At 58.1% G+C, this 13,910-nt stretch carries 7 protein-coding genes; 1 reads left to right on the forward strand and 6 read right to left on the reverse strand.

What is annotated here, in order from left to right; genetic code table 11:
* Positions 1 to 32: 32 nt before the first annotated feature.
* The 6 genes from INF58_RS16065 to INF58_RS16090 all read right to left on the reverse strand — a co-directional run bounded on the left by INF58_RS16065 (position 33) and on the right by INF58_RS16090 (position 12,066).
* Complete coding sequence (locus INF58_RS16065; RefSeq protein WP_193528081.1) at positions 33 to 908, reverse strand: 4Fe-4S binding protein; 876 nt, start codon at positions 906 to 908, stop codon at positions 33 to 35.
* Positions 908 to 1,696: a DmsC/YnfH family molybdoenzyme membrane anchor subunit gene (locus tag INF58_RS16070; protein ID WP_193528082.1), complete on the reverse strand. Its 789-nt coding sequence runs from the start codon at positions 1,694 to 1,696 to the stop codon at positions 908 to 910. Before INF58_RS16070 ends, INF58_RS16065 begins: the two co-directional genes overlap by 1 nt.
* Positions 1,689 to 2,318, reverse strand: a complete 630-nt coding sequence (locus INF58_RS16075; protein WP_193528083.1) for a DMSO/selenate family reductase complex B subunit — start codon at positions 2,316 to 2,318, stop codon at positions 1,689 to 1,691. The genes INF58_RS16070 and INF58_RS16075 overlap by 8 nt, the downstream gene beginning before the upstream one ends.
* Positions 2,315 to 4,693 (reverse strand): DMSO/selenate family reductase complex A subunit, encoded by a 2,379-nt coding sequence (locus INF58_RS16080; protein ID WP_305038718.1) that lies wholly within the window; start codon positions 4,691 to 4,693, stop codon positions 2,315 to 2,317. Before INF58_RS16080 ends, INF58_RS16075 begins: the two co-directional genes overlap by 4 nt.
* Before the next feature lie 88 nt (positions 4,694 to 4,781).
* Positions 4,782 to 7,109, reverse strand: coding sequence for a peptidoglycan glycosyltransferase PbpC (gene pbpC, locus INF58_RS16085; protein WP_193528085.1), 2,328 nt, complete (start codon positions 7,107 to 7,109; stop codon positions 4,782 to 4,784).
* Between the two features lies 1 nt (position 7,110).
* On the reverse strand, positions 7,111 to 12,066 hold the full coding sequence (locus tag INF58_RS16090) for an alpha-2-macroglobulin (protein WP_193528086.1): 4,956 nt from the start codon (positions 12,064 to 12,066) through the stop codon (positions 7,111 to 7,113).
* A 288-nt stretch (positions 12,067 to 12,354) separates the two neighbouring features.
* On the opposite strand from INF58_RS16090, the gene INF58_RS16095 reads away from it, so the two are divergent.
* Positions 12,355 to 13,899: a PTS transporter subunit EIIC gene (locus INF58_RS16095; protein WP_193528087.1), complete on the forward strand. Its 1,545-nt coding sequence runs from the start codon at positions 12,355 to 12,357 to the stop codon at positions 13,897 to 13,899.
* Positions 13,900 to 13,910 lie beyond the last annotated feature (11 nt).

Here is a 13,910-nt window from a genome sequence, read left to right on the forward strand (position 1 = left end):
ATACATAACATTTTTTTAAAATGAGACGAAGATTAGCAACAGCCCATATTTCGCATACCGTATTGATGGTGAAAACAGAGCGGACACTGCTTTTCATCAGGCGTAAATGACCAGAAATGACGGTGGCACGCCAGGCAAACGGCTTCATATGCCGGTATGGCCACGCTTTTCGCTGTCCCCTCAGTTTGCGTCACTTTTATCGCCCCATGCTGGCACACCGCTTCGCAGCCGCCGCAGCCGGTACAGCGCCCGGTTTCCACGACCAGTTCAGCGTTTTCAAACCGAATCGCGTTTTCCGTACAGCTCCGCCAGCACGCGCCGCACAGTACGCACGTTTCGGCGTCGAGGGTGATATCTGCCTCGCTAAACGCAGAAAACGCCCTGCGCAGTTCACGCTGACCGGGCACGACGCTACAGGCCCGGACATCTTCGCGGGGTACGTGCATCAGCGCGCGGCGGGCGATATTCACCTCGCTGGCGGGTATCAGTTTAAACGCCCACGCCGCTTCACCGCGTCGACGAAGCGCAAGATTGAGCCGGGCAATCGCCAGCAACCAGTCAGGGTACTGCTCCGCGTCGATACTGATAAAACGAACGTGGTGCTGCACGTGCCACAGCAGCAGCTCATTCACCCCGGGCGCGCGTTCAGTAAAAGGCCCAACCAGCGTATCGCCATACAGAAAGCGTTTTCGCGGCGTGATGCCGGCGATCGCCTCCGTAGGGCAGACAAACAGGCAGTCACCGCATTCAATACAGCGGCTCTCATCAACCGAGATGCCTGCGTCCGTAAAAGAAAAAGCCTGCACAGGACAGGCGTCCGCACAGGCGCAGCAGGAAGCGTGGCGAAAACGGCGACGGACGCACGCCTGCGTCACGTCCATCGCCGGGGCAAACGTTAATCCGCCCATCAGCCAATACTGAAGAAAACGAAGCGCAGCATCAGCTCACCCACAATCAGCAAGGCGCTGCCCAGCAGCATTGTGCCGCGCGCCACTCTTAAGCCACCCGCAGCAAAGCACAGCAGACCCGCAACAGAAACGCACCAGCTCAGCAGATGCACGGTGCGCAGTTGCTCCAGCATCCGTAGCGGAGCGTGAGGGAACGTCACTACGGCGTTGTCCATGGCAGTGATGTCCGCCAGCCAGACGGGCTGCATCACCAGACGCACAAGCACCAGCAGCGTGACAACGCCCACCGCCGCACGGACGTTGATGCGGGCATGCGGCGCACAGGCCATGCAGGCTGAGCCGATGATCCCCACCGAGCCGATAAACAGCACCAGCGTGTTAATGTGCTGCCACGTCACCACGGACGCATGCATGTAGATTTGCGCCATGCAGAACACGTCGACCAGCCCCACCAGACCTGCCACAACCAGCAGCGGCTTCCAGCCCGGCTTTTTGACAAACATCAGCAGCACGGCGAGACCAAGCGCCGCAAGGTAAAGGCTGGCAAAGATGATCTCACGGCTCAGCCAGGAGCTGGAGACGTGGCGCAGCGCGTTAAGCGCATTGAGCGGATAGCCCATGTGCAGCGCTGAGGCGAGCAGCCCAAGGCTTGCCAGCATAAACGCGCCGACAGCAGGAAGCAGCGCGCTACGTTGCGAAGCGTACGCGCCCCCGAACGCCAGCCAGAGCGTAACGCCAACCGATCCTTGCAGGAACAGCGTAAAAATCAGCAGCGGTAACTCATGCATGACGTTTCCCCTCTTTCTCTGCGCCCTGATGCGCCTTGATCACCAGGTTTGGTTTGGTGATGGAGGAATCAGGTAACCCTTTCACATCACAGACCGCACCATACTTCGCCCGCAGTTCATCAATCGGCCCGAATTTAATCGCTTCGAGTGGACAGGTTGCCACGCAGACGGGCTGTTCTTCCTTCGCCTGGAGATCCACGCAGAAATCACATTTGGACATCTGCCCGGTCTGCTCGTTGAGCTGGGGCGCGCCGTAAGGGCAAGACCACGCGCAGTACCCGCAACCCACGCACTTATCCGTATCAACACGCACAATGCCGTCCCCCTGACGCTTATGCATCGCGGTGGTCGGACAGTTTTTGGTGCAGATTGGGTCTGCACAGTGGTTACAGGAAATAGAGAGCGTGTAGGCAAAAACGTTATTGCTGACGCCGCCCTGCCCGGTCGGGATAAAGCTCCCGCCGTTCACTTCATAAACACGACGGAAACGACGTCCGACCTCAAGGTTGTTTTTATCTTTGCATGCCACCTGGCAGGCCTTGCAGCCCGAGCAGCGAGAAGAGTCGATATAAAAACCCAGCTGTTTGTCGCTCACCGGCGCGTAGTGTTTAAACTGACTCATGCTTTAGCTACCTCCACCAGCATGGTTTGATGGGAATTCCCTTTCGCAAGCGCGGTAATACGGGCAGAACTGAGCACGTTCGCGCAGCCGCCCTTATCGATACCCTGCGCGTCCGGCTGCCACCAGGCGCCAGCCTGCATGGCGACAACGCCTGGAATAATGCGCGGCGTGACCTCCGCCGGGATCTCGCAAATGCCGCGGGCGTTATGAATACGCACGGTATCCCCCTGCGCAATGCCGCGCTTCTGCGCGTCCTGCGGGTTGATCCACAGCTTTTGCTGCTGAGCTTCAATCAGCCACGGGTTGGCGTACTGGGTGGAGTTAGCGCGGTTTTTCCCCTTCCAGGTGATCAGCTGGAGCGGGAAGCGTTTCGCCAGCTCGTCTTCCGGCCCTTCATGGGCAGGCACGTAGTGCGACAGCGCCGGAATTTCCGGATGATGCATGTCGTACAGACGCTTCGAGAAGATCTCAATTTTCCCGGAGGGCGTCGGGAACGGATGATTCTGCGGATCGCGAATGTTGTCTTCAAAGGCGACAAACGGCGCGCTTTTGAAGAGGTGCTGGCGCGTCTTCTGAAGCGTCGCGAAGTCCGGCAGATTTTCGTCTGGCATGGCGAGCCGCGTCTGTTCCCAGATGTGCTCAATCCAGGCTTTTTCATCACGGCCTTCGCTGAATGCAGGTTCGACGCCAAGCTTAGCAGCAACTTCCCGCAGCCAGTCGTAATCTGAACGGCGTTCGAATTCGGGTTCAATCAGCTTCTCTGACAGGATGAGATAGCTTGCGGTGCCCCAGGTTTCGCCGATATTCCAGCGTTCCATGAAGCTGGTTTCCGGTAAAAGAAGGTCGGCGTACCTGGCGCTCGGCGTCATAAACAGATCGCTTGCGACGATGAACTCGATTTTCGACTCGTCTTCCAGAACACGGGTTGCCTGATGCAGATCCGGGTTCTGGTTAGCCAGATAGTTGCCCGCCAGCGAGAACAGGATGCGGATATTGCTGTCCAGCTTCGCGGCATCTTTAAGGCCGTCTTCCGCGGTGACCTTAGAAGCATCATCGGCGGCCTGCACCCAGTTCATTACCGATATTTTGGCCTTCACCGGGTTTTCCGGCATTTCGGGACCTGCGGCAAATTTCCGGTTTGCGCAGCCGCCATAGCCTGCTGCCCAGCCGCCCTTTACCCCGACGTTACCCGTCAGCGTGGCCAGCAACGTCGAGCCGCGTGCGGTGCGCTCGCCGCAGTTATGGCGCTGCGGCCCCCAGCCCTGGATCAGCGCGGCGGGTTTGGTGGTTGCGTAGTCGCGCGCCAGTTGACGAATGGTCTGCGCAGGCACGTGGGTGATTTTCTCTGCCCACTCGGGCGTTTTCGCCACGCCATCTTTTGCGCCGCTCAGATAAGCCATCAGGGATTCATTAGCCGGAACGCCTTCCGGCATGGCGTCTTCGTCAAAGCCCAGGGTATAGCGCTGAATAAAGTCGCGATCGTGCAGATTCTCCGTGACGATCACGTACATCATCGCGTCCATCAGGGCGTTGTCTGTTGTGGGGAGCAGCGGGATCCACTGGTCGGCCAGGGAGGAAACCGTATCGGAATAGCGTGGGTCAACAACGATAAAGCGCGTCCCGTTTTGCTTCATCTTCTGATAGAAGTGATTGCTGTGCCCGAAGATCGTTTCAGTCGGGTTATGCCCCCAGAGAATGACCAGCTTGGTGTCCAGCAGCGTGTCCAGAGAGCTGCCGCTGGCGGCGGTGCCGTAGGTATACGGGGTGGCTGCCGCCGTGTTACCCATACTGACCGAGTGATAGCTTTCGAGATAGCCGCCGGTTAAGTTCAGCAGACGACGAACCATCTTGTCGCCGGAGAACGTCCCGCCGGAAACCGCCGTACCCACATGAACATAGCGTGAAGCCGCACCGTATTTTTGCGTAATGGTTTTTAAATGATTCGCAATTAGGGTGGTGGCTTCATCCCAGGTAATACGCTCGAATTTTCCTTCGCCACGTTTACCGACGCGTTTCATTGGATATTTTAGCCGATCGGGATGATAAACAAATTTCCGATAAGCCCGACCACGAACGCAGGCGCGCATTATCGGCATTTGCGGATCCAGCGCGTTATCCGGACGCGTTGAAATTCGGGTCACGACGCCTTCACTGACGTGAGCACGAATATCGCACTTACCGCCGCAGTCAAACGTGCTACAGGTTTGCACCACTTTTTCTTCAGGCGTAGCGTCCGATACCGCCGCGCCCTGTGCCTGTGCTTTGCCCGTTTTGATGACAAACGGCAGGGCGGCGAGCGCCGATCCTGCCTGAATAAACTGACGCCGGGATATGGCGGGAATAATCCCCTCTCCCTGATGTTTATTTTTTTTCATTGCTCGTTCCTGAAAATAAAAACGCATTCTCGTTTTTTTTCAGGAACGAATATTGATAATTATCAAGCTAACTCTTCAGGAGTAACACTTAGCGATCTAATTCAAAATTCACCGTCGCCGTTTGTCCTGTTTCATCTAATACAATTAATTGATATTTACCCGGCAAATATAATTGTAATGAATAATTCTTTTGATGGCCGTCCAGCAGCTCGCCGTTCAAAAACCACCATCGCTGCCCCTCCCCGCCGCTGGTTGAAACGAAGAGGGTCATATTTTTCTCGCCCGGAAGACGTTTAATGACCGCCCCTTCCCTGATGCCTGACAGCATCAGCGGTGCTGCATTGTGGTTATCCAGCGGGGGGCAAACCCCGGAACGGGCGGGGAGACGAGCAGCCCGTTTTTCGGCAGCAGGCAGCCAGGGCTCCAGCGGCAACGGCCAGACATCCAGCACTTTCTCTGTGGCATCCGGACAATCCGCCGCGACGCGTTTTCCTGCCTTATCCAGCCAGACCGGGAAACGGATCCCGCGAATCCCTTCCTGTTCCGGCAACAGCAGCGTAGGTGGTTCACTGCCTTCAAGCAGCCAGGTTGACAGCCGACGCCGACAGTTTTCGCTGCCTTCAGGCAGAAACTGGCCGCCTGGCCAGCAAATCACGCCCCGTCCAACGCTGGCAGGACGCGGATCGCGCGGCAGACGCGCTTCATCCACCATTGAGCGTGACTGAAGCATGTTATTCACCTGATTAAGGAGCGGAACCGCGCTGGCGAAACCAAATTGCCCCGCAACGGGCGTACCGTCCGGACGTCCAGTCCAGATACCGATGACATAGCGGGCATTCAGCCCGATGGCCCAGGCATCCCGGTAGCCGTAGCTGGTGCCCGTTTTCCAGGCCAGCGGCGCAACCTGGGGCAGCGCGCTGTCCGGCAGGGGCTGCGCTTCGTTGGCAAGTATGCGACGAATAATCCACGCCGCGCCCTGCGACAGCAGCGGACGTTCGATCAGCGGATCGCCAGGCTGTAAACGCAGTCGGCCCGCCTTACCCTGACGCGCAAAAGCGCTGTAGGCGGCAGCGATATCAGCCAGGCGCGCCCCGGCGCCTCCCAGAATCAGGGAGAGATTGGGCTGCGCACCCGCAGGGAGAATGAGCGGTAATCCCGCGTTGCTCAGCATGCCTGCAAAGCGTTTTGGACCGTACGCTTCCAGTACCTGCACAGCAGGCAGGTTGAGGGAACGCACCAGGGCTTCGCTCATGCTGACCGGCCCGTGAAAGCCACTGTCAAAGTTGCCGGGACGATAATCTCCCGTTTTTCTTGGGACATCCTGAAGCAGCGAGGCGGGATGGATGAGACCCTCGTCCAGCGCCATGCCATAGATGAATGGCTTGAGAACCGATCCCGGGGATCGGATCGCATTGACCATATCCACGTGGCTAAAACGGCTGTCATCATTGATATCTACCGAACCAACCCAGCCACGTACCTTCATGGACGTATGATCCACAACGATCATCGCCAGCGAACTGCGGGCGGGCAGGCGCGATTTCCAGTTCATTGCCAGCTCTTCAAGCTGTCTTTGCAGAGCTGCATCCAGCGTGGTGACTATTTTTGTGTCATGACTTTTACTGAGCATCATGCGTGAAAAGAGCGGCGCCAGCTGCGGCATCTGCCGGGGAGCCAGCCACACCGGTTCTTCACGGGACTCTTTCACCTGCTTCTCTGACCACACGCCCTGAGTCAACATGCGGTCGAGCACTTTGTTACGCGCCGCTTCCGCACGCGCCGGCCAGCGGTCCGGGCGCAGACGGCTTGGCGCCTGCGGCAGCACCGCCAGCAGCGCCGCGTCGGAATAGCTCAGCCGTGAGGGCGGCTTTCCAAGATAAGTCCAGCTTGCAGCGCCCACGCCCTGCAACGTGCCGCCAAACGGGGCACGGTTTAGATACAGCGTAAGAATGTCACGCTTGGAGAGATGCCACTCCAGCTGCATCGCCCGCCACAGCTGGCGAATTTTGCCGCCAAAGGTACGCGGATGCGGATCAAGCAGGCGCGCCACCTGCATGGTCAGCGTGCTCCCGCCTGACACGACTCTCCCGGAAGTGAGATCCTGCCAGGCGGCACGCAGTACAGAAAGCGGATTGACGCCAGGGTGGTTCCAGAACCAGCGATCTTCATACTGGATCAGCGCTTCCAGATAGCGTGGGGAGACATCTTCAATGGTAACCGGATAGCGCCAGATACCTTCGCTGTCGGCAAAACGCCATAGCGGGACGCCCTGCTCATCCACGACCACTCGCGCAGGGTTGACCTCTTTCAGGGGCAACGGCCAGACGCGGTCAGCGACGACAATCAGTCCCCCTAAAACGAGAAGCGCTCCCGCCAGCCACAGCCAGCGGGAGCGAATCAGGCGCGTTATCCGCATTTTACGGTACAACGATCAGCGGGCCACTGGCCGCCCCCGTTGCTCGCCACTGCGGAACGTACATGGACTCGACCATCGGAACAGGCACCTGGTAGGTTCCCGGCGTAACGGCACGTGCCAGATAAACCAGCGTGACCGGCTGACCTTCGTTGACCGGCACGGCGGCCACAAAGCGATCGTCGCGGAATTCCATGTGCTGGATATCAGACTGCTGCATCTGATTAAGCAGGTTTTGCACCTCACTGCCACTGTCCGGCAGGCTGGCGCTGCTGCTCGCCAGATTCTGATTTTCCAGCTCCAGACCTGCCGGGAGCAGATCCACCACCAGGGCATCCGGCACGTTCTGGCTGGCCTTCACTTCCAGCCACACCAGAACCAGTTCCCCGCTCTTCACCGATGAGAGCGATTTCGTGCTGCCGTCCAGGGACAGTATATGACGCTGGATGCTCAGAACCTTCGAAGAGGGCTGCGGGGCATATTCCGGATAACCGGTACTGTCGAGGCGCACCCACAGCGGCGCGGCGCCAATGTTGGTGACCTGCAAACCGTCAAGCTGAGCACCGTTCACGTTTTGTACCTGCGATTTTTCACTGTTCAGCGTCTGATCGGAGAGGCTGGTGGTGGCCTGCCAGGCGCCGCTGAGGTTTTGCAGCGAACGTCCGGCAAGAAACAGGGCGTTACTTTCCTGCGTGGAGAGCCAGCGCTGGCTAAATGCCTGTTCAGACAAGCCGTTCAGTAACGTAATTTGCGCCTCCGGCAGCAGCTTATTCTCTTCAAGGAGAGCGAGCATCAGGGCGTTATCGCGAAGCTGGCTGCCATAATCCGCAATCCAGGTTTTGCTCTCTTTGCGCGGCGTTTTCATCGCCTGATCCATTGCCTGCTGGCTGCGCGGCCCGTCGCCCATCAGCTTCAGCGCCACGCCCAGCTGCATCAGCGGGAGCCCGGAAGCAGCCTGGGCCTGACGATCCCAGATTTCACGCAATGCCCCAAGCGGCGCTTTTTGCTGGCGCGCCAGCACCAGCGCAGCATAGGCCTGCACGGCGAATTTACTGGCCTGGGTGTCGTCACTGTAGCGGATGGACATCATGCCCGGATCCTGCAAATAGCGCAGCAGGCGGTTATTGGCTTTATTGACCGCGTCAGCGGGAACGCTGTAGCCCTGTTCTCCCGCACGAACCAGGAAATCCGTCACATAAGCGGTCAGCCAGTACTCTTCCGGACCATTTCTATCCCACAGCGCAAAACCACCGTCGTCACGCTGCATTTGCAGCAGGCGGGAGATCCCGATATCAATGGCGGTGCGGCGTTTATCATCAGTGTCGCCCTTGATGCCCAGCGCCGCCAGCTGCGCGGCGTTAGTGTAGAGCGACGGGAACAGGCCGCTGGTGGTTTGTTCCAGACAGCCGTACGGATACGCCTGTAGCTCACGAATATAGCGCGCCAGGTTCAGCGGCGGTTTGCCGCTCAGCAGCAGTTGCCCCTGTAAAGTGGCAGTCGATAAGCCGCTGCTGTGCTGCACCGGCGCGGTCCAGGACTCGCCGGGGTTGAGCATGGCGCCGGTATTCACCGTTTGCGCCGGGTATGCGGGACGCACGCCTATCTTCCAGCTCTTGTGCTGAGGGACAAACGTTTCACCCGGCAACTGAAGCCCGGTAACAAGCGCGATAACTTCCCCTTCACCGTAACCGTCCTGCGCGCGCACCGGGATGTACAGCGTGCTGCGCGCGCCGGGCTCTAGCTGAACCGGGCGCGGCGGCGCGCTACTTTCAATCGCCAGCTTGCCCGTAGAGGTTAATACGACATTGAGCGTTTGTGGCTTGTCAGTCAGGTTCGTCAGATCCAGCGTCAGCCTTGAGGTATCCCCGCTCGCCAAGAACCGCGGCGTGTTAAGCTCGGTGATAACCGGCGCAGCCACTACGACTTTGCTTTCGCTGCTGCCGAAATCGTCTTCCGTCCAGGCCTGTGCCATCAGACGCAGTTCGCCGTTGAAATCACCAATCGGCAGCGTGATAGTGCCTTCGCCATTGGCATCAAGCGTAACCGGCTGCGCCTGCTGGGCAATAATGGTGACATGGTTCACCGGTGGCTTACCGCCGCGTTTCAGTTCATCGCCGTCCCCCCCAAAGCGCAGTGCGGCCATGCGGCCCTGGCCCTCAATAACCTGGCCGTAAACATCATAGATATCCGCGCCATAGCGCTTCTGGCCAAAGAAAGCTTCCCACGGATCCGGCGTAACGTAGTCGGTGATGTTCAGCACGCCGCTATCAACGGCCGAGACCAGCACATTGACTTTCTGCGGCACAGCTCCCTCTTTCACGCTGGCCTTCACCTTCACTGAGAGCGTCTGGTTCGGGCGCATTTTTTGCGGGTTCTCAAGGGCAATGTTGAGACGACGATTTTCGTCGCCCATCGGCAGGTGCAGCAATCCAACCGCGCGCTTCGGCGTGGCGGATTTGGATTTATCGCCGGGACGAACCACCAGCGTGCTGAGATAGAGATCGTGACGCTTCCAGGCTTTATCCACCGGAATAGAGAGATCCAGACCGTTTGCCGGCACGTCGATCTCTTTCCACCACAGCGGTCCTTCGCTGGATTCGATCATCGCATAGCCCTTGCCTGCTGCCGGGGCCGCAATGTGCAGGTTAATGGTATCGCCCGGCTGATAAGCGGGTTTATCCAGCTTCAGCGTTACGCGGTCTGGACGTGCAGCGCCCGTGCCATCGCTGTTATCCTGCCAGCTGTAACCGGCCCAGAAGCGTACGCTGCTGACCATGTCATCAGGCGCTTTCACTTCCAGACGGTATGAGCCCCACTCCACCGGGAAGGTGACTTTTCCGGTTTCATCGGCCTTGAGGTTAAGCTCCTGCTCGCCCTCAACCAGATCTTTTTGATCGAACTGGGACTGCCAGCCCTCACTCTCGGACCAGTTCCAGAAGTAGTCACGACGCTCACGGATAAGACGCACCTGCAAGCCGGATACCGCTTTTTTCGCCCCGCTGGCATCGGCATAGACAATGTCAAAACTGGCGTTGCCGTTCTCATCGACGTTCGGCTGGTTGACGGTGGTATCGGTACGGTAGTCATAAACGGCCTTGCTGGCGAACTGTGGGCGGATCCCCGGGAGTTCAGCCGCAGGCCAGATAGCCTGCTCAGCGCGTCGTGTCACCGGACGCCCGCCTGATTCCAGCAGGCTGGCCTGCAAAATCAGTTGCAGCGGCGAGTGCGTATCTTTCCACTGGCTTTCGGTGGTTACCTGCCCGCGTCCCTTTTCGTCCAGCGTAAGCTGCACTTCATCCAGGCTGCGGCTCAGGTTTTCCTCGGCAATATCACCAAACTGGAAGCCAGGCAGTGCAGGAACGGCGTCGCGTAGCGGGCGCAGGAAAAGCTGGCCTTGCAGAGCATTGCCGTTAGCCGGTGCGCCATACAGGTAATAGCCCACAACGTTAAAGTCCACATCATCCTGCGGGGAAACCGGTGTTTTTTGCCCGGTCAGATTCAGCGCCATACGCTCAGGCATAAAATCTTCGACGTGGAAATCCCACATGCGCTGCTGGTTATCGCCCGTATTCGCACGAATATGCCACATGCCGGTCTGGGCGCCGCTATCAAGCGGATAGTTGAAGCGATAGAGACCGTTCTCGGGTTGCACAACGACCGTACGTGCTACCTGTCCGTCCGGACGCAGCACGTCAAGTTTTACCGGCTGATCGGGAAGCGGTTTTCCGTCGCTGTCGCGCAGCAGGCCGTTAAGGATCACCGTTTCACCCGGACGATAGAGATCGCGCGGGCCAAACATAAAGAACTGCTTGCTGTACCCGGGCTTGCCGGCGATATCAAACTCCGCCAGATCCAGCGCCGGAAGCTTGAGGTCAAGAAGCGTGGTCTGGCCGTCTTTGCTGGCCAGGATCAGCGCGGCTTCTTTATCGGTTTCCAGTTTCGCATGGCCGTCGGCGTCGCTGTTCGCCTCGGCAAGGGTCTGCCCTTTATCGTTCAGCAGGGTAATGGTCACGCCTGACTGCGCCGCACCGTTTTCAAGACTCTGGGTGAAGATGTCCAGGCGGTTATGATAACGGTGAGCGGACAGCCCAATATCACTTAAGGTAAAGAGCGTCGCGGCGTTACTGTAGTTATAGTGACCGGCCTGATTCATCACGGCGATATAGACGCCAGACTGCTGGAGCGGCTTAATCTCTTTGAGCGGCAAAAGCAGTTTTTCACGCGTGTTGCGCGCCGGGTTGAGGTCGAAACGGCCGGTGTAGACCAGTTCCGCCATCTTCAGCAGGTTGTCGGATTCCCAGTTGGTAAGCGAGTTACGGTACTCCCACTGGCTGACAAACGAGGCCAGCGACTCCGGCTTCACGCGGTAGAAGTTGACATCCACGTTGCTGACGTTAAGCGCCATCACCGGCAACCCTTCCACCACTTTGCCCGGCAGCAGCGAACCGCGGCTGGCGAATCCGACCGTCGGCTCAATATCCCGTGTCGTAAGCGCCTTTTCATAGTTCTTATCGAAGGTTGCGTTATTCAGTGCCTGTAGGCCATGCTCAACGGTGACGACCAGATTACGATTCGGCTCCAGGTGGCGCAGGCGCAGCTCCTTAAGATTGGGCGCCAATTCCCATGCACCGTCCACCTTCCCGCTTTTCTTATCCACCACATGCACCGTTTTGGCAAAATCCTGATCGGGTTTCAGAGGTACAGAGAAGGACAGAACCAGCGTCGCGGCGCCGTCGAATTGCACTTCAGAAGCATCCAGCAGCGTCAACGCCTTGCCCTGACTCTGCGCGGCCAGCTTAGCCAGCTTTTCAGGATCAGCTTTTTCCGGGGCTTTCTGTTGTGATGCCGTAGACGCTGCGGGCGCAGCGGCCTGAGGTTTATCGTCGCTGTTATCACAGCCGACAAGCGTAAAGGTGGTGAGCAGCGCGAGAGAGATCGCGGCTAAGCGAAACGGTTTCATCCTGTGTCCCTGGCCTGAGGGGGGCCTGTTGGTCGTCGTCCGGATAAGTATTATCCGCAAGTTTCGTTAATACAAAAAGTCCAATTTTATAATCTGGAAAGCGCCTCGCAGAATTGCATCTCACTGATCTACCGGGTTGGAACCGCGATCACACGGCGTAACGTAACATGTTACCTTTCACGTCATTTGTTTTTAAAACAAGAGGATAGCTGGATAAACTCGCGCTGAGCCTGCTAGTTTTATGACCATGACGCACCCCGAGTGCGCGGTTCAATAAGAGAGAAAGCCATGAAACGAGCCGTGAACGCCCTACAAAATTTCGGAAAATCACTTTACGGACCTGTACTTATCTTACCCATCGTCGGCCTGTTTATCGCCTTTGGCAATGTACTGGGTAACGGCAATCTGGCCGAGTACCTGCCGTTTCTCGGCCATCCGCTGATCCAGAATGTTGGCCAGCTGATCGCCAAATCTGCCGTGTCGGTGCTGGTCAACCTGGCACTGGTGTTTGCCGTCGGGATCCCCATTGGACTGGCAACACGAGACAAAGGCTACGCGGCGCTGATTGGGCTGGTGACCTTTATCGTGTTCATTAACGCGATGAACGTGACGCTACAGCTTCAGGGTGAACTGGCTCCGGCTGAGCAGATGAAAGCCGCCGGACAAAGCATGGTGCTGGGCGTCCAGGTGCTTGAGATGGGCGTTTTCGCCGGGATCCTGACCGGGGCGCTCTCCGGTTATCTGTACAACAAATATTCCGGCGTACAGTTTAACGGCGCGATGGCGATTTACTCGGGCCACTGCTTTGTGGCGATTGTCATGCTGCCCGTCTCTATGCTGCTCGGCGTGGTCATGAGCGAACTCTGGCCTTACGCGCAGCATGGGATTAGCGCCCTGGCGCTGGCTATTAAAGGCTCTGGCCCGTTCGGGGTGGCGATCTACGGTTTCCTTGAGCGCATTCTGGTACCGACGGGCCTGCATCATCTGCTCTATACGCCGTTCCTGTATACCGAACTGGGCGGCACGCAGGAGGTGTGCGGCACGGCTTACCAGGGGGCGCGCAATATCTACTTCGCCGAGATGGCCTGCCCGGACGTCAAACAGCTCAGCCGTACCGTGGTGTGGGATGCGCGCGGCATCAGCAAGATGTTTGGCCTGCCCGCCGCCGCGCTGGCGATGTACATGACCGCGAAGCCAGAGCGTAAGGCGATTGCGAAGGCCATTCTGATCCCGGCGGCGCTGACCTCGCTGCTGGTCGGCGTAACCGAGCCGATTGAATTCTCCTTCCTGTTTGTCGCCCCGCTGCTGTTCGTGGTGCATGCGGTGCTGACCGGCATCGGCATGATGCTGTTCTCGCTGTTTGGCGTCCACGCTATCGGCGCCAACGGAATTATCGATTTCATCCTCTATAACCTGCCGCTCGGCACGGAGAAGTCCAACTGGCCAATGTACATCGTGGTGGGGCTGATCATGTTTGCCCTCTACTTCGTGGTGTTCCGCTTCCTGATCCTGCGTTTCAACATGAAAACGCCGGGCCGTGAAGATGAAGATCGGGAGACGCGCCTCTACAGCAAGCAGGAGTACCAGGCGAAGGGGAATAACGACGGGCTGGGCGAATCCATCGTGGTGGGTCTGGGCGGCCGGGAAAATATTGAAGTCGTTGATAACTGCTACACCCGCTTACGCGTCACGGTGAAGGACGTCGACATCATCGACGAACCGCGCCTGAAAGCGACCGGCGCGAAAGGGGTTATCAAACAAGGTAACAACGTTCAGGTGGTCTACGGGCTGCATGTCAAAAAAATGCGAGAAGCCGTTGAGACGTTTCTCTGAAAGGAGCTAAA

The sequence above is a fragment of the Enterobacter cloacae complex sp. P24RS genome (assembly GCF_014982165.1).
Classification (GTDB): domain Bacteria; phylum Pseudomonadota; class Gammaproteobacteria; order Enterobacterales; family Enterobacteriaceae; genus Enterobacter; species Enterobacter quasihormaechei.

Excerpts from the sequence above, each read along its gene's own strand:
- INF58_RS16095 (WP_193528087.1), top strand. The coding sequence starts at position 12,355 with ATGAAACGAGCCGTGAACGCCCTACAAAATTTCGGAAAATCACTTTAC.
- INF58_RS16075 (WP_193528083.1), bottom strand. The coding sequence starts at position 2,318 with ATGAGTCAGTTTAAACACTACGCGCCGGTGAGCGACAAACAGCTGGGT.
- INF58_RS16065 (WP_193528081.1), bottom strand. The coding sequence starts at position 908 with ATGGGCGGATTAACGTTTGCCCCGGCGATGGACGTGACGCAGGCGTGC.
- INF58_RS16080 (WP_305038718.1), bottom strand. The coding sequence starts at position 4,693 with ATGAAAAAAAATAAACATCAGGGAGAGGGGATTATTCCCGCCATATCC.
- INF58_RS16070 (WP_193528082.1), bottom strand. The coding sequence starts at position 1,696 with ATGCATGAGTTACCGCTGCTGATTTTTACGCTGTTCCTGCAAGGATCG.
- pbpC (WP_193528085.1), bottom strand. The coding sequence starts at position 7,109 with ATGCGGATAACGCGCCTGATTCGCTCCCGCTGGCTGTGGCTGGCGGGA.
- INF58_RS16090 (WP_193528086.1), bottom strand. The coding sequence starts at position 12,066 with ATGAAACCGTTTCGCTTAGCCGCGATCTCTCTCGCGCTGCTCACCACC.